The organism is Sphingomonas sp. GW821-FHT10C01, assembly GCF_059415525.1.
The window spans coordinates 1,627,009-1,645,215 of record NZ_JBWKNK010000001.1 but is presented as its reverse complement, the minus strand read 5'-3'; the positions used below and the strand labels follow the sequence as shown (position 1 = coordinate 1,645,215).

Sequence of the window (18,207 nt, the reverse complement as noted above, 5' to 3'; positions counted from 1 at the left end):
GTGCAGCGGGGGCTGGTGGCGAGGTGCGTGCGCGAACTTCGCCAACATGGTCGGTGGAGGGGTGGCCCCCGGCACAAGGCCGGGGTGACGAACCAGCGGGGCGCATCAGAACAACTGCCCGTTGATCATCGCGAGATGATCCGCGATCGGGCCGAGCGCGAGGCTGGGAAGGAAGGTCAGGCCGCCGACGATCAGGATGATCCCGACAAGCAGACCCACCCACAGCGGCCCGGTGGTCGGGAACGAACCCGCGGTCGCTGGCGTGTACTTCTTGGCGGCGAGGCTGCCTGCGATGGCCAGCACCGGCACGATCATGAAGAAGCGGCCGAGCCACATCGCGACGCCGAGCAAGCCATTGTAGAAGGGCGTGCCCGCGGTAAGGCCAGCAAAGGCCGAACCGTTGTTCCCGGTCGCCGAGCTATAGGCGTAGAGGATCTCGGTGAAGCCGTGCGGCCCCTTGTTGAGCGGCCCGGCAAGGCCCGCCGGGAGGACCGACGAGAGCGCGGTGAAACCGAGCACGCAGAGCGGGACGATCGCGATCGCCAGCACCGCGAGCTTGACCTCTCGGCTTTCGATCTTCTTGCCGACATATTCGGGGGTGCGGCCGACCATCAGGCCCGCGACGAACACCGCGAGGATGGCGAACAGCAGGAAGCCATAGATTCCCGCGCCGACACCGCCGATCACGATCTCGCCCAGCTGCATGTTGAACAGCGGGATCATGCCGCCGAGCGCGGTGAAGCTGTCGTGCATCGCGTTGACCGCGCCGCATGAAGCCGCCGTGGTGACGACCGAGAAAAGCGCGCTCGCGGCGATGCCGAAGCGGACTTCCTTGCCCTCCATGTTGCCGCCCACGACGCCCAGCGCATGCAGGTTAGGGTTGCCCGCGGCTTCGGCCCAATAGGTGACGCCGACGCCGACAAGGAACAGCACCAGCATCGCCGACAGGATCGCCCAGCCCTGACGCGGGTTGCCCACGGCCTTGCCGAAGGTCCAGGTGAGACCCGCGCCGATCACGAAGATCGACAGCATCTGGACGAGGTTGGTGAGCGCCGTCGGATTCTCGAACGGGTGAGCGGAGTTGGCGTTGAAGAAGCCGCCACCATTGGTGCCGAGCATCTTAATCGCTTCCTGCGAAGCGACAGGGCCGAGCGCGATCGACTGCTTGGCGCCCTCAAGCGTGGTCGCGTCGATCATGGCGGCGAAGGTCTGCGGCACGCCGCTGGCGATCAGGAAGGTCGCGTAGACGATGCAGATCGGGAGCAGCAGATAGAGGGTGACCCGGGTGAGGTCGGCCCAGAAATTTCCGACCGTGCCCGTCTCGCGCCGGGCGAAACCGCGGAAGATCGCGAACGCGATGGCGATGCCCGTCGCGGCCGAGAGGAAATTGTGGATCGCGAGGCCGAGCATCTGGCTGAGATTGCTCATCGCGACCTCACCGGAATACCATTGCCAGTTGGTGTTCGCGACGAAGCTGATCGTGGTGTTGAACGCTCCGTCCGCGCCGATCGGCGCGAGATCGCGCGGGTTCATCGGCAGCACATGCTGAAGCCGCAGGATCGCGTAGGTGAACAACGCGGTCGCGATCTGGAACATCAGCATATGGACGGCGTAGCGGCGCCAGCCCTGCTCGGCCGCGGGATCGATCCCGCCGAGCTTATAGAAACCGCGTTCGACCGGCCCCAACACGACGTGAAGCGGCGTGCGGCGGCCTTCATAGAGTGCGAACAGCCACATCCCGACCGGCTTTGCGAGCGCGACGAGGATGGCAGTAAAGACGAGGATCAGCCCCCAACCCTGGATGGTCATGGCGGTTCTTTCAGAACTTCTCGGGCCGCACGAGCACGGCCAGGAGGTAGAGGAGGAGGCCGAGCGCGGTGAGCCCGGCGAGCGTCAGGTGAAGGCTCATCGCATCAGGCCTCGTCACAGAGGCGGAGATAGGCGAGCGTCACGAGGAAGAGCCCGCCGAGCACGGCGAGCCAGATCACGTCCTGCATGGGGCAGACTCCGAATGGTTTCGGAGGCTCAATTAGGCGTGCATGCCGTTAAGGTTCGCCGGTGAAAGCCCAGCCGGAGCATTAAGAAAGCATATGGATCGCGCGCCTTTGGTGGCGTTCACCGATGCGCGCGCGTAATTATCCCGTGATGGAATCCCGCCCCTCACCCGAAGCCCTGCTCCGCGCCGCCAAGCGCGAGGCACGCGGCAAGCTCAAGATCTTCCTCGGCGCCGCGCCGGGCGTCGGCAAAACATTCGAAATGCTGCGCGAGGGCGCCGAGCGGATGAAGGCCGGCACCGATATCGTCGTCGCGGTCGTCGAGACGCATGGCCGCGCCGAGACCGCGGCGCTGCTCGAGCCGTTCGAGGTGATCGCCCGCCGGACGATCGACTATCAGGGCCATGCATTGCCCGAGATGGATCTCGACGCGGTGCTGGCGCGCCGCCCGACACTCGCGCTGGTGGACGAGTTCGCCCACACCAATGTCGAGGGCAGCCGTCATCCCAAGCGCTGGCAGGATGTGCAGGAACTGCTCGACGCCGGGATCGACGTCTACACCACGCTCAACGTCCAGCATGTCGAGAGCCTCAACGACGTCGTCGCCAGCTTCACCCGCGTGCGCGTGCGCGAGACGGTGCCCGACAGCGTGTTCGAGGGCGCCGAGATCGAGGTGGTCGACCTGCCCCCCGACGAGCTGATCGAGCGGCTGAAGGACGGCAAGGTCTACATCCCGGACGAGGCGACGCGTGCGCTCGGCCATTTCTTCTCCAAGGCGAACCTCTCGGCATTGCGTGAGATGGCGCTGCGCCGGGCCGCGCTCAGCGTCGACCGGGCATTGCTCGACGAGCTCGACGCGGGCGCGGTGCCCGGCACGTTCGCGGGCGGCGAGCGGGTGCTGGTCGCGGTGAGCGAGCTGGCGGGATCGGACACGCTCGTACGCGCCGCCAAGCGGCTTGCGGATGCGCTGCGCGCGCCGTGGCAGGCAGTCTATATCCGTACCCCTCGCGCGGAAGGGTTCGACGAAGCGCAGAAGCGCCGCATCGCCGATACGCTGCGGTTGGCCGCCAGCCTGGGCGCGACCATCGCCACCGTTCCGGCGGAAAAGGTGATCGACGGACTGGCCGAACATATCCGCATGACGCGCGCGACCCAGCTCGTCATCGGCAAGTCGGTGCGCAGCTGGTGGTTCGAGCTGCGTCACGGATCGGTGGTCAACACGATGTTGCGCACGGGCGACGGCGTCGCCGTGCATGTCATCCCAGCGGTCGTCTCGGGCGAAAGCTCGTCACGTGCACCGCGCCTGCCCGGCCGCTGGGGCAGCCCGGCCATCTATGCCGCGGTTGCCGGACTCGTCGCCGCTGCCACCCTACTCGGCAAGCTGGTCGAGCCGCTGATCGGGCGCGGCGGGGTCGATCTCATCTACCTGCTACCCGTCATCCTCGCCTCGGGCCGCTTCGGTCTCCGCCCCGGCCTGCTCACCGGCATCGCGTCGGCGCTGGCGTATAATTTCTTCTTCCTCCCGCCGGTCCACAGCTTCACGATCACCGATCCGCAAAGCCTGCTGACCATGTTCGTGCTGATGGGCATCGCCGCCTTCACCGCGAACCTTGCCGGGCGGCTGAAGGCGCGCGCGACGCTCGGTGCTCGCAGCGCACAGGAGAATGCCGCTGTCGCCGCCTTCGGTCAGACGCTCGCACGCGTGTCGGACTGGCAGACCACGAGCCAGCTGGTGTGCGAGGAGATGGCGCGGCTACTTGAGGTGAATGTCATCCTGCTGCGCGAGAAAGGCAGCGAGCTAGTGCGTGCCGGTGCCTCACCCGAGACCGGCCCACTTGGCCCGGTCAACCAGGCCGCAGCGGAATGGACAATGAAACGCGGCGAGCCAGCCGGTGCGGGCACCGCGACGCTCAACGCCGCCGACTGGCAGTTCCACCCGCTGAGGACCGCGCTCGGCGTGCTCGCGGTGGTCGGCCTGTCGCGCGAGGACGGGCGCGAGCCGGTGACCGCGGACCGCGCGGTGCTGCTCTCGACCCTGCTCGGCCAGGCCGCGCTCGCGCATGAGCGGTTGAAGCTCGAAAGCGAGGTGCGCGAGGTTTCGGTGCTCAAGGAGCGCGACCGGCTACGCGCCGCCTTGCTCTCTTCGATCGGGCATGATTTGCGCACGCCGCTGACATCGGTCGCGACCGCGATCGAGGGGCTCGGCGTGGAGCAGCCGGACTCCCCCGCGCTCCCGGTCGCGCGGATGGAGGTCGCGCGGCTGCGCCGCTTCCTCGACAATCTGCTCGACATGGTCCGCATCGATTCCGGTGCGCTCAAGCTCGCCCCAGAGCCGATCGACCTGACCGACGCGGTCGGCAGCGCGGTCCATGATCTCAAGGATTTGTTCCGCGGTCGTCATATCGACTTGAAGGTGCCCGCGAACCTGCCCTTCGTCACCGCCGACCCGACCTTGCTGCACCACATCCTCATCAACCTGCTCGCCAATGCTGCGCAGCATGGCGGAGAGGCCGGACGAATCACGATCGAAGGATCGCGCACTCCCGACGCGGTGCTTCTCGCGATCCGCGATCAGGGGCCGGGACTTGAGCCGGGGATGGAAGCACGCATCTTCGAGACCTTCGCGCAAGGCCGCGGCAGCGACCGCCAGGGCGGCAGCGGCCTGGGTCTGGCCATCGTCAAGGGCTTCGCCGACGCGATGGAGATCGGCGTCAACGCGAACAACGGCGCGGACAGCGGCGCGGTCTTCACCCTGACCTTCCCCAACCGGCTGGTTCATTCGGGCATCCAGCCCATGGAAGACTAGCCGAACAGCCGCTCGGGCAGAATCTGCTCCGGCGCAACGCCTTGCGCCCGAAGCGCTTCGGGCCAGTGCAGGTCGAACATCAGCGCTTCAGTCGCCATCGCCATGGCGGGCGCGGTCTGCAGGCCATAGCCGCCCTGCCCCGCCAACCAGAAGAAGTCGTCCGCATCGGGCGCGAACCCCGCAGTCGGCACCTTGTCCGCGACGAAGCTGCGCAGGCCCGCCCAGCGCGTGCTGACACGGCCGACATTGAGGGTAGTCGCCTCTTCGACCCGCCACGCCGCCAGTGCGATCTCATATTCGTCGGGCTGAACGTCGCACGGCTCGACCGGAGTCACGTCCATCGGCGAGGCGAGCAGAAGGCCCGCGTCGGGCAACATGTAGAAGCCCTCATCGGCGACGGTCTTGAGGAACGGCCAGCCGGACACGTCAAGCTCTGGCGGCGGCGCGAAGCCGATGATCGTGCGGCGCAGCGGCTGAAGGCCGAGCGGACGAACCCCCGCCAAGCCCGCCACCACATCGGCCCAGGCTCCCGCCGCATTGACGATGATCCGCGCGGCATAGGAACCGGTCGGTGTCTCGACCTCCCAGTTGCCGCCCGACCGCACGATCGATGTCACCGGCGCATCGAAGACCACTTCGCCCCCGGCGCGGCGGAACGCGCGCGCATTGGCCTGGAGCAGTGCGTCGGCGTCGAGCTTGCGTCCGCCGGTATCGAGCAAGCCGGCGACGATGCCCTCATCCCCCGTCTTCAGGACAGGAACGATGTCCAGCATCTCTTCCGGTCCCACGCGCGATATGGTGGTGGTAAACCGGTCCATCTCGACGTGCAGCGCCTCAAGCTCGGGCATGGACTGCCGGTCGGCGATGAACAGCGCGGGCTTGGCGGTCCAGAGTGGGCCGTCATGATAGTCAGCGGGCGGTGCCGCGAAAAAGTCGCTGCTCGCCGCGGTCATGCCGCGCACGGCGTCGTTGCCGATCCCGAAATGATAGAAGGTCGCGCTACGCCCGGACGAATGATAGCCAAGCGCGGATTCGCGTTCGAGGACGATGGTTTCCGCATGTTGCGCGATCCGCGCCGCCGCGGAGATGCCCGCGATACCACCGCCAATCACAAGAACTTCGACACTTCTGCGCATTGAGGCGGTCTCTCCAGCGTTGCCGTTCGCGGCACCGATTAGCATTCGCTTCCTAAGACGCGCGGTTTGCCGTTAAGCGAACCTGACGAACAGTGACGCGTCGGGGAAAAATCAATGGACCTCAAGCATCTCGAGGATTTTGTCAGCCTGTGCGAGACACGCAGCTTCTCCCGATCCGCAGCCGCGCGCAACGTCACCCAATCGGCATTCAGCCGCCGCATCCAGGCTCTGGAACTGTGGCTCGGCGTATCGCTGATCGACCGTAGCACCTTTCCCACCTCGCTCACCGATGAGGGACGCCTGTTCCGCGAGACCGCGGACGAAGTACTCAACATGCTGCAGGACGCACGCGCCGACATGCAGGCGCGCCGCTTGCTGTCGCGCAAGACGGTCAGCTTCGCCGCGCTGCACACACTGGCGCTCAGCGTCTTCCCCGAATGGCTCAAGGATATCGAGCGAACCCTTGGGCCGCTCAAGACCGATGTCCTCGCCGACAATTCGCACAATTGCATCCAGTCGCTGGTCGAGGGGAAGAGTGACTTCCTGCTCACCTTTCACCATGATGCAGTGCCGATGTCGCTCGATCCCGAGCGGTTTCCGTTCATCGTGCTGGGCGAAGACCGGCTCCTCGCCACGTCACGCTGCGAGGACGGCAAGCCGCTGTTCGCGCTCGATGGCGAAGCCTCGCTGATGGCCTATGGCCCTAACTCCTTCCTTGGTCGCCTCAGCAATCATGCGGCGCGGGTCTTCGGCGTCCAATTGCTGACCAGCCATGTCAACGACAATGCCGTGGCCGAGATATTGAAGGCGATGGTGCTGGCAGGACACGGCATCGCCTGGCTGCCCGAAAGCTTGATCCGCCGGGAACTGGCGAGCGGCTATCTCTGCGACCTGGGCGCGGACGTGCGGATGCAGATCCGCATGTACCGATCGGCCGATCGCACGCGGCAATCGGTCGACCAGGTGTGGAAGGCCGCGAGCGCACTGCCCGCGATAGGCGGCAGGTAACGCCGCAGCTACGCTACTCTGCCCTGCCGCCCGGCGCGGTGAGACGAATCACCCCCACGCCATTCTCGATCCGGATTGTCGTGCCCAGTGGCGCCGACAGTGTACGCAGCCGTTCGAGAATCTTGTCGCCGTGCGCGCGTGAAGCCATGCGCGGCACGCCGCGATCCGCACCCTTGATCTCCACCCCCAAGTCGATCGGGTAGAGCTTGATCTCGACCACCTGCCCGCCCGAATAGCGCGATACGGCGATCACCGATTCATAGAGGTTAGGGTCGGAGAAGGTCCGCGTATTGCGCGCCTGGAGAAGTTCCGGGACGGTGCCGGCTTCAGGCGAAACTCCGAACTGATCGTACATGTCGGGCGCGACGACATCGAGCGAGTTGTTCATCATCGCGAAGTTGCCGAGCGAGTAGAAGATCGGCTTGCCCTTGTAGATCTCGATCCCGCGCAGCTGGTGCGGGCCGTGCCCCATATAGGCGTCGGCGCCCGCATCGATCGACTTGCGCGCCAGCTCGATCGCGAAGTCGGCAGGTTCCTGGAAATCATTGCCCGGCTCGTGATTATGGACCGAGTAGATCACGAAATTGCCGTTCTGCTTCGCCTGTCGGATCGAGCGCAGATTCGCGGTCAGATCAGCCGCATTCATCGAATAGCGATAGTCGAGATGCTTGCCGCCGGTCGCGCCGGGCGCGAAGCGGTTGCCGAACAGGGTTACCGCATCGCCCTTGCGCCCGTCGGTGCGCAGCGGCGACTTGGCGGCGACGGCCGCAAGCGCGTCGAACTGCTCGGGCGTGACCAGCGCTGTACGGACGGTACGGAGGGTGTTGGCGCCGGGGCGGCCGGCGACTTCGCCATAGCCGTCGCTCGCCCGCGACATGGGGGTGAAGGTCGAGGTTGCCGAGACGATCGCGACACGCCCCTTGGGCGCATCAAGATAGCGCGGCGCGCGCGCGGCACTCATGCTCGGGCCGGTGCCTGACCAGACCAGCTTTGCGTCGGTCAGGCGCCGACCGGTCTCCGCCATCCCTTCCACGCCCCAGTCGGTCGAGTGGTTGTTGGCATGGCTGACGATATCGAAGCCGAGACCTGCGACGTCCTGCGGAACACCCGGATCGGCGAGGATCCATGTCCCGCCCGATTCCGCCTGGGCCACCCCCTTGGTGGTCGCGAGATCGAGCACTGTCATCTCGAAATTGCCGAAGGTCACATCGGCTCCGCGCAACAGACGCACCATGTCGGGGCTGCGCGCCTCCAGCGTCGCCAGCATCGGGCGCAGGTAGATAAGGTCGCCGACCGCGGCGAGCGTGAACTCGCCCGCGATCGGCGTGGTCGGAACCGGCGCGGTGACCAGCGGCTCCTGTGCCGAAGCGGCGTTGAGCGGAAGCATGGCCGCAGCGGCCAGCAGCGCGATGCGGACCATGCCCGAGCTCACTTGGCGCCAGCCGCCGCCAGGAGGATGCCGAGGCCGACCGACATGCCTTGAACGCTCGCGCCCTTCTCGACATCGATCCATTCGTCGAGCGAATGGGCGCGATCGCCCTTACCGCCCGAACCGATCGTGATCGCGGGGATCCCCAGGCTCATCGGCAGGTTGGAATCGGTCGAGGAATAGGATGCGCTTGGGGTCATGCCCTTGGCGGTGATGACGCCGTTGGCGATCCCGACGATTTCGGCGGTGGCGGGCGTGCTGCCCGCGGGCCGATCGCCGATCATCTTGAGATCGGCCGAAATCTTGCCTTCACGCGTATCACGCGCGGCATTTTCGGCATCGACGCTCGCCTGGACGATCGTCTTGAAGCGCGCCTCGACCTTGGCGAGCTCGGCAGGATTCTCGGAGCGCATATCGAACTCGACGAAGATCTCGTTCGGGATCGAGTTGACCGAGGTGCCGCCGCCGGTGACGCTGGCGGCATAGGTGGTCTTGGGCGACTTCGGCACAGGGATGGTGTAGAATTCGGTGACGGTGCGACCCGCCGCGACCATCGGGTTGACGAGGCCAAACGCGCCATAGCTGTGTCCGCCCGGCCCCTTGAAGGTGACGCGATAGCGCTTCGATCCGACGCCACCGGTGACGATGCGCTGCGGATTGGTGCCGTCCATCGAGATGAAGGCCCGCACCCGATCCTTGTACTTGCCCTTGGTGAAGAGATAGCGGACCCCGCGCAGATCGCCCGGGCCTTCCTCTCCGACATTGCCGACGAACAGGATGTCATATTTGGTCTTGATCGCATTCGTCTTCAGCGCGCGCGCATAGGCGAGCAGGACAGCGAGGCTGCGCGTGTCGTCGCCGATACCGGGGGCGTGAAGGCGCGTTCCCTCGCGCCGGACCTTCACATTGGTCTCTTCCGGGAACACCGTGTCGAGATGCGCGGCGAGCAGGATGACGGGGCCGCCCGCCGGGCCGGTACCGCGATGGAGGCCCATCGCATTGCCCTCGGCGTCGATCTCGACATCGGTCAGGCCAGCTTCCTGCAGCATGTCGCGATAGGCCGCGGCGCGCTTCGCCTCCTTGAACGGCGGCGCCGGAATCTCGGTCAGCTTGATGATTTCCTCGACGATCCGGTCATGCTCGCGATCGAGCTGCGCGGCGGCGGCGCGATAGGATGCGCTCGACAGCGTCGCCTTGACGGCCTTGTCCCCCGGCGTAGCCGAAGCCGGCGCGCTTCCTGCGGCCAGAAGAAGGGCGAGGGTTGCGAGAGAAGACATGATAGAACCTTTCGTGAAGTCGGTCGGCACAGTGCTAGAGCACCGGCTAGAATATTTCCCGCGCGAGTTCGCAACCACCGAGCGCATCCGTCTAATCAGAATCGACGCGGTGAAAGGCGCAGCATATGCTGAGAGAGACAGGTGAGGACGGAGCCGCGTGATCGATCCCGAAACCTTTGAGCGACTGGTCGCACGCATCACAGCGGACACGCCGTTGCCCGATGCCGCGCTCCCGGACCTGACAGACGACCCCGAAGCCTATGCATGCGCTTGCGAACTCGACGTCATCTGGCGCCTGACCGGCGAGTTGACCCCGCCGTCATCGGACACCACGTCAGCCTGATCGCCGTAGAGGAATGGGCTGAGCCGCTCCTGCAGATGCGCCATCGCGGTGACCATATGCTTCTGCACCATCCGCGTTGTGATCGACAGGCGCTCGGCGACATCCGGCGTTGCCATTCCGTGACGGCGGCGAAGCAGGAAGACTTCCGCGCACCGCGGTGAAAGCTCGGCCAGCGCGGCATGATAGGCGTGTTCCAGATCGGCGAGGCGGCGCCCCTGCTCCTGCGACGCTTCCATCGCGAGACAGCTTTCGGCCACCCCGTCGATATCCACCGAATTGGTCAGCGGCGTACGCCGCCTCCCCTGATCGATGATCACGTTCAACGCAACGCGGCACAGATAACCCAATGGATTGACGATCATCTGATCCCGAGACGCCGAGTGAAACTTCAGGAATGATTCCTGAACCACGTCATCGACATCGCCCCGGTTACTGACCCTGGCCGCAACGAATAGACGCAACCGCACTTCCAGTTCTTTGAAAGATTGTTGCGCGTACTCCATATTCAGATGCTGCCGCGTTGCGGCGGAAGCGTCCAATGCCGATGTCGAAAGGGGTATTCGGAATTTGCATAACGTCAATGCCCTTACGGAATCCTGGAGAATCTGACGTTGCGCGCACGTTCGACGCTGACCGTGAGCGAGACCACCCGGCCAGCCGCATCGCGCTGGAACCGGAACGTGGCTCCCTCGCCCTGAAAGGCGTCGCGATAGGCGGGTTTCAGCGCCTGCTGGAAATCGGGACGACCGCTGATACGCCAGGTCAGTCCCTCGGTGCGGGACTCGATCCGGTAGGCCGCGCCGACCTCGTCGCTTGCATAGGTTCCGGCATAGTCGACGAGCTTTACCGCGCCCGCGGCGATCGGCTCGGTCCGTAGATACACGGCGATATTGCCATCGCGCCCGATCAGTTCGATCCGGTCCTTCGACACGATCCGGCTCTCATTCGCGCGGAAACGCCCGGCATCGAGCGGCGTGCCCGATGCCTGATCGACGAACAGTCCCTCCGGCATCGGCTTGGCGATTTCCGTGTCGGGCGGGCCGGGCAGGAACAAGGCCGCGACCTTGCGCCCCATGCCGGTATCGGCGTTGGCGGCATTGCACAGCAACGCCACAGACAATTTCTGCGACGGATAGCGGCCCAGCCAGGCGCGGTAGCCGGCGGTCGCGCCCGAATGGGCAATCTCCTCCGCCCCGTGGAAGCGGTAGTTGAATAGCCCGCGGCCATAGGTGATCTTGCGCCCGTCGCGCAGCGCACTGCGCTCGGACAGCTTGGTCGTCACGAACTTGCCGAGCTTGCCGCTGTCAAGCGCGTGGTTCCAGATCTGCAGGTCGCCGACCGTCGTCAGCAAGCCGCCATTGCCGTACGCATCCTCGAACGGCATGTCTTGTTCGTAACGGTCGCCCTTCCGGTCATAGGCTGGCGCGCGGCCCGGCACGATGCGGCGGAAATTGTCGCGCCACTGGGTATGCGTCATCCCGAGCGGCACGAAGAAAGTTTCGCGGCTATACTCGGCAAGCGATTTGCCGCTGATCCGCTGCACGATCTCGGTCAGCAGATTGTAGCCGGTATTGGTGTAGCTCGATTCCGCACCCGGCTCATAATTGAGCGCTTTCTGCTTCACGGCGATGGCCAGGAAGTCATTCTGGGTGTTAATGCGAGTGCTGCGGGGCCAGCCGGCAAGCGCCAGGATCGCGCCCCAGTCGCGCAGCCCGCTGGTGTGGTTGAGCAGCTGGTCGACCGTGATGACCTGGCCGTAGTCGGGCAGTTCGGGAATGATCGTCCGCACATCGGTGTCGAGCTTGAGCTTGCCTGCATCGACCAGCGCCAGCACCGCCGCCGCCGTGAACTGCTTCGACACCGACCCCGCCTCGAACACCGTGTCCGCCGAATTGCGGATGCCATGCTCAAGGTCTGCCATGCCATAGGCGCGAGTCAGCACCCGCTGCCCGGCCTGGTCGACCGCCACGGCACAGCCCGGCGCCGTGTCCGAATTGAACGTCGCGAAGATCGGATCGACCTGCGCGGCGGTGACCGGCGTCGCGGACTGGGCGGTGGCGGGCAAAGCTGCCAGCACCGCGACGCCGGTCGCGAGGGCGACGCCCCCGCGGATGGATCGGGTCAGGACAGGGTCGGTCAAGTTCATGGCAATTTCCCCTGTGCGTATCAGAACCGGATTTTCGCCGTGGTCGAGAAGTAGCGGCCGATCTGATCATAATGGATCTGTCCGGTCGTCGTCAGCGGCGGATCAACATCGAACAGGTTGTTGACATTGAGCGACAGCGTCAGCTTGTCGATCGTCACCCGTGCGCCGAGATCGACATAGGTGCGGGCCGAAATCCGGTTGTTCTCCAGATCCTTCAGCGCGCTGTTCCACATGCCGCCAGCGACATGGCGCACGCGCGCATCGACGCTCAGCGTCTGATCCTGATAGGTCAGGCTGCCGCTTGCGCGCCATTTCGGCGTGCCGAACGGAAGCGCCTCGCCGACCTCGCCAGCATATTCGATCTTGCTGACGCCGTCGTCGGTGGTCAGGCTCGGGACATAGGTCGCGAGGCCACGGAATTTGAGCGTGCCCGGCCAGGAAGCCGACAGCTTGCTGAGCGGCAGGTTGTACGACGCTTCGAAATCGATCCCATGCGTCTTGTATTCGGCGAGGTTCACGAACGTCGCGAAGATGTGGCTGATCTTATTGTCGGTGCCGCGGACGATCTGTCCGCACAGCGCGGTATTGCCGTTGGCGCAGCGCGTGATGATGTCCTGGCCGCTCAGCGTCGAGATCGCGCCCTTGATGCGGATATCAAAATAGTCGACCGACAGGCTCAGGCCCGGAATGAAGGACGGCGACCAGGATGCGCCGACCGTGGTCGTCTCGCCGATCTCGGGATCGAGCGCCTGGTTGCCGCCGCCATAGGTGATGATCTCGTAGCTTCCGTTGCTCCCGTCGGCGACGGTCGACCGGGTGGTCGAGCGGTTGGTGAACAATTCGCTCAGGCTGCCCGAACGAATGTCGCGCGACCGCGATACCCGCAACAGCAGCTCGCTGTAGATGCGGTTGGTCAGGCCCAGCTTCCATGAGTTCACGCTGCCGGTGTTGCTGTAGTGGCTGTACCGGCCAGCGGCGCTGAATTCGAGCTTGCTGAAATCCTGGTCGAGCAGCGGCACCGCGACTTCGGCAAAGCCCTCCTTGACGTTGAAACCGCCGTTCAGCTCGGAGAAGTTGAAGGTGGTGAACCCGCGCGCGGCGGAGATTGGGTCTAGTCCGCTGGACTCGATCGATTCCCAGCGCGCTTCGGCACCGATCGCGATCGAAACCGGCCCCGCCCACAGCGAGAAGGGATCGCCGCGCAGGCTGACCGCCGCCGTATCGAGCTTAGTGGTGTTGCGGACGTGCGCCGTGTTCGAGAAGGCGTAGGCGACCGCCGCCGGATCGGCATTGCCCTCACCGAAGACATTGAGCGGACGGCATGCGGTGGTCGGATCGGTCAGCGCCACCCGGCAGATCGGCGCCCCGGTCACCGGGTGTGCGACGACATCGATCGCGCGCGTGAAGTTCGCGTCCACCTTCTGGTTCAGATAGCCGCGATCGTCGATCAGCTGGCCATGGCCATAATAGGCGCTGTACCGCCATTTCCCGCCGCCGAACGATCCGTCGATGCCGATCGCGGCGTCGATGGTCTCGCGCGTGTAGCCGAAGGTGCGATAGCCATAATCCTCGAACACGCGGCCCATGCGGAAACTGGTCTGGTTCGCCGCGATCAGCCGGTCGCGCACCGCCTTGGGCAGGAAGGGATTGTCGCGCGACACCGTGATGACGCTGCCCCCGCGATTGCTTTCAGCGTAGAAGGGATATTCCGCCCACATCCGCGAATAGCTGCCATCGACCCACAGCTTCGCGTCGCCCAGTTCGAAGCTGGCGCGGGCATAGCCGTTCAGCCGCTGATAGGGCGCCGACAATGCGGTCTCGTCGCGAAGGCTGGTGCCCTCGCCGCCGACCATCGAAGACCCGTCGTTCGGGCTGCCGAAGCGGAACGGGCGCAGCGTGCCGTCACGCTCGAAGGTCTGCCCGGCCAGGACACCCGTAGTGATCAGGCCGCCGACGCTGGCGTTGGAATAGTTCACGTCCTGCGCGATGACCCGTCCGCCGCCCGGCTTGGAGAACAGCGTGGTGCTGCCAAGATTGGGGCGAGAGTCGCGGTCGAGCACGCCCTCATCGTTCAGATACTGGATGCCGATCATGAAGTGGCCCGCGCCACCGGCGAACCGCGTCCCGAAGGTCGCGTCGAAGCCGTAGCGGAACGCGTCCTCGCGCGACGAAATGCCGCTCTGCGCACCAATCGTCAGCCCTTCGAGCTTCTCGTTGAGCATGATGTTGACTACGCCGCCGACCGCGCCCGATCCCCACGCCGCCGACGCGCCGCCGGTGACCACCTCAACCCGGCTGATCAGCCCCTGTGGAACGGTGTTGAGATCGCCGGCGCCGGTGAAGCGACGCCCGTTGAGCAACGTCAGCGTGCGCGTGGAGCCAAGGCCGCGAAGGTCGGCCGGCGACGAGCCCGATGCGGTGCCCGAGAAGTTGGTGACCGGCGTGGTCGATGCGCGGAACTGCGGAAGGTCGTTCAGCACCTGCGCAATGCTGGGGCGGTCGCCCTGCAGTAGCGATTCGCCGCTCAGCACCGTGGTCGGCGTCGGCGCATCGAAGCCCGCGCGGTCGATGCGCGAACCGGTGATAACCAGCTCGCCCGGTTCCGAAGCGTCCTCCTCCACGGCAGGCGCAGCTTGCGCGCTCACCTCGTCGCTCGCTTGCGCCCATGAAGGCACCGCGCTGAAGACCAGACCATTCGTCGCCGCGGTGAGCAGCAACAGACCCCGAAGACCCCGAGTTTTCATGTTATCTCCCTGTGTGGCGGGGTCGAACGCCCCTTCGCTTGAGAGAAAGACGCCAGGTGACCGGCTTTCCGAATGTCCGGACCGAAACTTTTTTGTCACCGGTAACAATGCGGCGACGGTTCAGCTCATGCGCAAGCGAAACTCTCGGCCTCTGCCGGCGCTTCCATCTCCACCAGCATCCGCCCAAAAGCGCGCGCAGCAGGCGACGCCGCACCCCGGCTCTGGATCAGGACGAAGTCGGCACTGGGCAGTTCGGGCAGACCATAGTCGCTGTCCAGCACGCGCATTCCCGGCTCGATATCGCCGCGCATCAGCACCGCGACAGCTAGGCCCGACCGGACCGCCGCGCGAAGGCCCGTCTCGCTCGGCGAGGTGAAGGCGATGTGCCAGTCGACCGGGGTCGCCTCCAGCGCCGCCACACCGACCTGCCGGTTGATGCAATTGGGGGGATGGAAAGCGAGCGGCAGCGACGCGTCCGGCTGATGCACGAAACTGTCCGCCGCGACCCACACGAACTCCGCCCGGCGCAGCCTGATCCCGCCCTTCTCGCCCCCGGCGGTGGAGAGCACCACGGCAAGGTCCAGTTCGTCCGCCTCGATCATCGTGCTGAGGTCGAGATAGGTGCTGACATGGACATCCAGCCGCACCGCCGGAAAGGCACGCGAGAAGCGGCAGAGCAATTTCGGCAGCCGCTCACCCATGAATGCCTCGGGCGCGCCAAAACGCACCGCGCCCGCCACCGCGGAGGGACGAAAGCGCTGCGACAGCGCGTCGAGCCCCGCCAGGATCTGCCGGGCGTGGTTCAGGAAGTCCTCCCCATCCTCGGTCAGCGTCAGGCTGCGTGTGGTCCGGCGGATCAGCGGGCTGCCGATCTGCTCCTCCAGCCGCCGGATCTGGTGGCTCACCGCCGGCTGAGTCAGGTTGAGCCGTCGCGCGGCGCGCGTGAAGCCGCCGGTTTCACTCACCGCGACAAAGGCGCGCAAAAGCCCAGGGTCAATGTCCATACCGCAACATTAATTATCAACTATCATGAATACCAGAAAATATAATCATTTCCGTTATCGCTTGCCGCTCTTCAGATAGTGCGCCTGCCGTGGCCAGTGCCCCGGATAGTCGAAAGGCGCTTCCATGACCCTCCCCTCCGCCCGCAGGAATATGCTGGCCCTGCTCGCCATCTGCCTCGGCGCATTGATGTTCGGGCTGGAGATCACCAGCGTGCCGGTGATCCTGCCCACGCTCGAACGCGTCCTGCATGGCGACTTTCAGGACATGCAGTGGGTGATGAATGCCTACACTCTCGCCTGCACCACCGTACTGATGGCCACCGGAACCCTCGCCGACCGCTTCGGGCGCAAGCGCGTGTTCGTGGCCAGCGTGATCGCGTTCGGCGCCACCTCGGCACTTTGCGGGCTGGCGCCGAGCATGGACATCCTCATCGCCGGCCGGTTCCTTCAGGGCCTTGCCGGCGGGGCGATGCTGATCTGCTCGATCGCGATCCTCTCGCACCAGTTTCAGGACGCGCGCGACCGCAGCCGGGCCTTCGCGACCTGGGGGATCGTGTCGGGCATCGGCCTCGGCTTCGGCCCGCTGGTCGGCAGCGGCCTGATCGCGCTGGCTGGCTGGAAATGGATATTCCTCGTCCACTTGCCCCTCGCCCTGATCACACTGGCGATCACCATCGGCGCTGTGAGCGAATCTCGAGATCCTGAGGCGAAGCGCCTCGACATCGCCGGGATTGTCACCCTCTCGCTCGCCGTCTTCGGTCTGGTCTATTGCATCACCCAAGGGCCGGCGCTCGGCCTGCACGGTGCGGCCATGATCGCCGCGACCACCGCCGCCTGTTTCGCGATCTTCCTGATCGTCGAACGGCGACAGGCGCACCCGATGTTCGACTTCACCGTGTTCCGCAACCGCGCCTTCTCCGGCGCCATCCTCGGCTGCATCGCGATGAACATCAGCTATTGGCCCTTCATGATCTACCTGCCGATCTATCTTCAGATCGGCCTCGGCTACGATCCGCTCACCACCGGCCTGTGCCTGCTCGCCTACACCCTCCCCGCGCTGATCTTCCCGCCTTTGGGCGAGCGGCTGTCGCTGCGCTACGGGGCCGGTACCGTGATTCCGCTCGGGCTGTTCACGATCGGCCTCGGCTTCGTGGCGATGAAGCTTGGCACCGACGCCGCACAGCCGGGCTGGCTCACCCTGCTCCCCGGCCTGCTGCTCGCCGGAATCGGCCTGGGCATCACCAATACGCCGGTGACCAACACCACGACCGCTTCGGTTCCTCCAAGCCGCGCGGGGATGGCGTCAGGCATCGACATGAGCGCACGCCTCATCACGCTCGCGGTGAACATCGCGGTGATGGGCCTGCTCCTCGTCGAGGGGATCGCGGCGGCGTTGCAGCGGGGAGTCGTGAACGTCGATTCCAGCCAACTCCGCGCCATGGCCGAGGGCATTGCCGCCGGTGACGCCACGGCGCTTTCAGGTGGCGTGCTGGGCAACATGACAGACCTATTCGTCGGGCGAGCGCTGGGCGACGGCTTCGGCCTCGTCATGCTCTATGGCGGGATCGGAGCGTGGATCCTGGCCGGACTCAGTTTCACGCTGTTCCGGCCTGACAAGGCCGGCGCGCCGGTACCGTGCAAGGCAGGATGAACTCCGGTCTCAGGCCGGGTCGAGCACCCCGGCCACCATCGGCGCCACCTTCCCCACGATCGCGTCGATCCCCTTGGGGTTGGGGTGAATGCTGTCGGGCAGCATCAGCGCCCGATCGGTCACCACCCCCTCGAGGAAGAAGGGGTAAAGCGTCGCGTCGTAGCGCTTCGCCAGTTCGGGATAGATCGCGTTGAAACGATCGGCATAGTCGCGGCCCATGTTCGGCGCGGCGATCATGCCCGTCAGCATGATCGAGATACCCCGGCGCTTCAACTCCTCGCAGATCGCGGTGAGGTTGGCGCGCGTCTCCTTGGGGTCGATCCCACGCAACATGTCGTTGCCGCCGAGATTGACCATGACCAGGTCCGGCTTGCGCTCCAGCCCGTCGAGCGTGAACGCCAGCCGCCGCAGCCCGGCAGAGCTGGTATCGCCCGAAACCCCGGCATTGCGCACGGTTGCCGGAACCCCACGCGCGGCCAGCGCCTTCTGCAGCCGCGCCGGAAAACTCTCCTGCGGCAGCACGCCATAGCCGGCATAGAGGCTGTCGCCGAACGCCACGACCAGCCTGCCATCGGCAACGTCCGCAGAGGCTGCGACGTTCGTCTGCGCCGCCGGCGTCTCCGCGATCATTTGGTTTGCGGAATTATTCTCACCCGAACAGGCCGCCAG

General features: G+C 65.6%; 13 protein-coding genes. 3 read left to right on the top strand and 10 right to left on the bottom strand.

Features of this window, described 5'->3' with window-relative positions; translation table 11 throughout:
• Nucleotides 1-105 precede the first annotated feature (105 nt).
• Together kdpA and AC07M1_RS08035 are read right to left on the bottom strand one after the other, a co-directional pair.
• On the bottom strand, nucleotides 106-1,809 hold the full coding sequence (gene kdpA / locus AC07M1_RS08040; RefSeq protein WP_495162023.1) for a potassium-transporting ATPase subunit KdpA: 1,704 nt from the start codon (nucleotides 1,807-1,809) through the stop codon (nucleotides 106-108).
• 10 nt (nucleotides 1,810-1,819) lie between these two features.
• A complete protein-coding gene (locus tag AC07M1_RS08035; RefSeq protein ID WP_495162022.1) occupies nucleotides 1,820-1,927 on the bottom strand; it encodes a potassium-transporting ATPase subunit F in 108 nt (35 codons plus the stop codon).
• 194 nt (nucleotides 1,928-2,121) lie between these two features.
• On the opposite strand from AC07M1_RS08035, the gene AC07M1_RS08030 reads away from it, so the two are divergent.
• Entirely contained in the window at nucleotides 2,122-4,800 is a 2,679-nt protein-coding gene (locus AC07M1_RS08030; RefSeq protein WP_495162021.1) for a DUF4118 domain-containing protein, read from the top strand.
• Here the strand turns inward: AC07M1_RS08030 and AC07M1_RS08025 are convergent.
• On the bottom strand, nucleotides 4,797-5,936 hold the full coding sequence (locus AC07M1_RS08025) for an NAD(P)/FAD-dependent oxidoreductase (RefSeq protein ID WP_495162020.1): 1,140 nt from the start codon (nucleotides 5,934-5,936) through the stop codon (nucleotides 4,797-4,799). The two genes, AC07M1_RS08030 and AC07M1_RS08025, sit on opposite strands and share 4 nt — an antisense overlap.
• Before the next feature lie 114 nt (nucleotides 5,937-6,050).
• On the opposite strand from AC07M1_RS08025, the gene AC07M1_RS08020 reads away from it, so the two are divergent.
• Nucleotides 6,051-6,944, top strand: coding sequence for a LysR family transcriptional regulator (locus AC07M1_RS08020; RefSeq protein WP_495162019.1), 894 nt, complete (start codon nucleotides 6,051-6,053; stop codon nucleotides 6,942-6,944).
• A 13-nt stretch (nucleotides 6,945-6,957) separates the two neighbouring features.
• Here the strand turns inward: AC07M1_RS08020 and AC07M1_RS08015 are convergent, their stop codons facing one another.
• From AC07M1_RS08015 to AC07M1_RS07990, 6 genes are all read right to left on the bottom strand, one after another.
• Complete coding sequence (locus AC07M1_RS08015; protein WP_495162018.1) at nucleotides 6,958-8,364, bottom strand: CapA family protein; 1,407 nt, start codon at nucleotides 8,362-8,364, stop codon at nucleotides 6,958-6,960.
• Nucleotides 8,365-8,372: 8 nt separating this feature from the next.
• Nucleotides 8,373-9,650, bottom strand: a complete 1,278-nt coding sequence (locus AC07M1_RS08010; protein ID WP_495162017.1) for a M20/M25/M40 family metallo-hydrolase — start codon at nucleotides 9,648-9,650, stop codon at nucleotides 8,373-8,375.
• 258 nt (nucleotides 9,651-9,908) lie between these two features.
• The gene (locus AC07M1_RS08005) at nucleotides 9,909-10,532 is read right to left on the bottom strand and encodes an RNA polymerase sigma factor (RefSeq protein ID WP_495162016.1); all 624 of its coding nucleotides are present in this window, start codon (nucleotides 10,530-10,532) and stop codon (nucleotides 9,909-9,911) included.
• Nucleotides 10,533-10,579: 47 nt separating this feature from the next.
• On the bottom strand, nucleotides 10,580-12,139 hold the full coding sequence (locus AC07M1_RS08000; RefSeq protein ID WP_495162015.1) for a serine hydrolase domain-containing protein: 1,560 nt from the start codon (nucleotides 12,137-12,139) through the stop codon (nucleotides 10,580-10,582).
• A gap of 20 nt (nucleotides 12,140-12,159) precedes the next feature.
• Nucleotides 12,160-14,883: a TonB-dependent receptor plug domain-containing protein gene (locus AC07M1_RS07995; RefSeq protein ID WP_495162014.1), complete on the bottom strand. Its 2,724-nt coding sequence runs from the start codon at nucleotides 14,881-14,883 to the stop codon at nucleotides 12,160-12,162.
• A gap of 125 nt (nucleotides 14,884-15,008) precedes the next feature.
• Entirely contained in the window at nucleotides 15,009-15,887 is an 879-nt protein-coding gene (locus AC07M1_RS07990; RefSeq protein ID WP_495162013.1) for a LysR family transcriptional regulator, read from the bottom strand.
• Nucleotides 15,888-16,011: 124 nt separating this feature from the next.
• Here AC07M1_RS07990 and AC07M1_RS07985 point away from each other — a divergent pair, with 124 nt between their 5' ends.
• Nucleotides 16,012-17,538, top strand: a complete 1,527-nt coding sequence (locus tag AC07M1_RS07985) for an MFS transporter (protein WP_495162012.1) — start codon at nucleotides 16,012-16,014, stop codon at nucleotides 17,536-17,538.
• A gap of 9 nt (nucleotides 17,539-17,547) precedes the next feature.
• On the opposite strand, the gene AC07M1_RS07980 is transcribed toward AC07M1_RS07985, so the two are convergent.
• Nucleotides 17,548-18,168 carry an arylesterase gene (locus AC07M1_RS07980; RefSeq protein ID WP_495162011.1) on the bottom strand — a complete coding sequence of 207 codons (621 nt, stop codon included), beginning with the start codon at nucleotides 18,166-18,168 and terminating at the stop codon, nucleotides 17,548-17,550.
• Nucleotides 18,169-18,207 lie beyond the last annotated feature (39 nt).

Excerpts from the sequence above, each read along its gene's own strand:
- AC07M1_RS07995 (WP_495162014.1), bottom strand. The coding sequence starts at position 14,883 with ATGAAAACTCGGGGTCTTCGGGGTCTGTTGCTGCTCACCGCGGCGACG.
- AC07M1_RS07980 (WP_495162011.1), bottom strand. The coding sequence starts at position 18,168 with ATGATCGCGGAGACGCCGGCGGCGCAGACGAACGTCGCAGCCTCTGCG.
- AC07M1_RS08025 (WP_495162020.1), bottom strand. The coding sequence starts at position 5,936 with ATGCGCAGAAGTGTCGAAGTTCTTGTGATTGGCGGTGGTATCGCGGGC.
- kdpA (WP_495162023.1), bottom strand. The coding sequence starts at position 1,809 with ATGACCATCCAGGGTTGGGGGCTGATCCTCGTCTTTACTGCCATCCTC.
- AC07M1_RS08030 (WP_495162021.1), top strand. The coding sequence starts at position 2,122 with ATGCGCGCGCGTAATTATCCCGTGATGGAATCCCGCCCCTCACCCGAA.
- AC07M1_RS07990 (WP_495162013.1), bottom strand. The coding sequence starts at position 15,887 with ATGGACATTGACCCTGGGCTTTTGCGCGCCTTTGTCGCGGTGAGTGAA.
- AC07M1_RS08020 (WP_495162019.1), top strand. The coding sequence starts at position 6,051 with ATGGACCTCAAGCATCTCGAGGATTTTGTCAGCCTGTGCGAGACACGC.
- AC07M1_RS08000 (WP_495162015.1), bottom strand. The coding sequence starts at position 12,139 with ATGAACTTGACCGACCCTGTCCTGACCCGATCCATCCGCGGGGGCGTC.
- AC07M1_RS08015 (WP_495162018.1), bottom strand. The coding sequence starts at position 8,364 with ATGGTCCGCATCGCGCTGCTGGCCGCTGCGGCCATGCTTCCGCTCAAC.
- AC07M1_RS07985 (WP_495162012.1), top strand. The coding sequence starts at position 16,012 with ATGACCCTCCCCTCCGCCCGCAGGAATATGCTGGCCCTGCTCGCCATC.
- AC07M1_RS08010 (WP_495162017.1), bottom strand. The coding sequence starts at position 9,650 with ATGTCTTCTCTCGCAACCCTCGCCCTTCTTCTGGCCGCAGGAAGCGCG.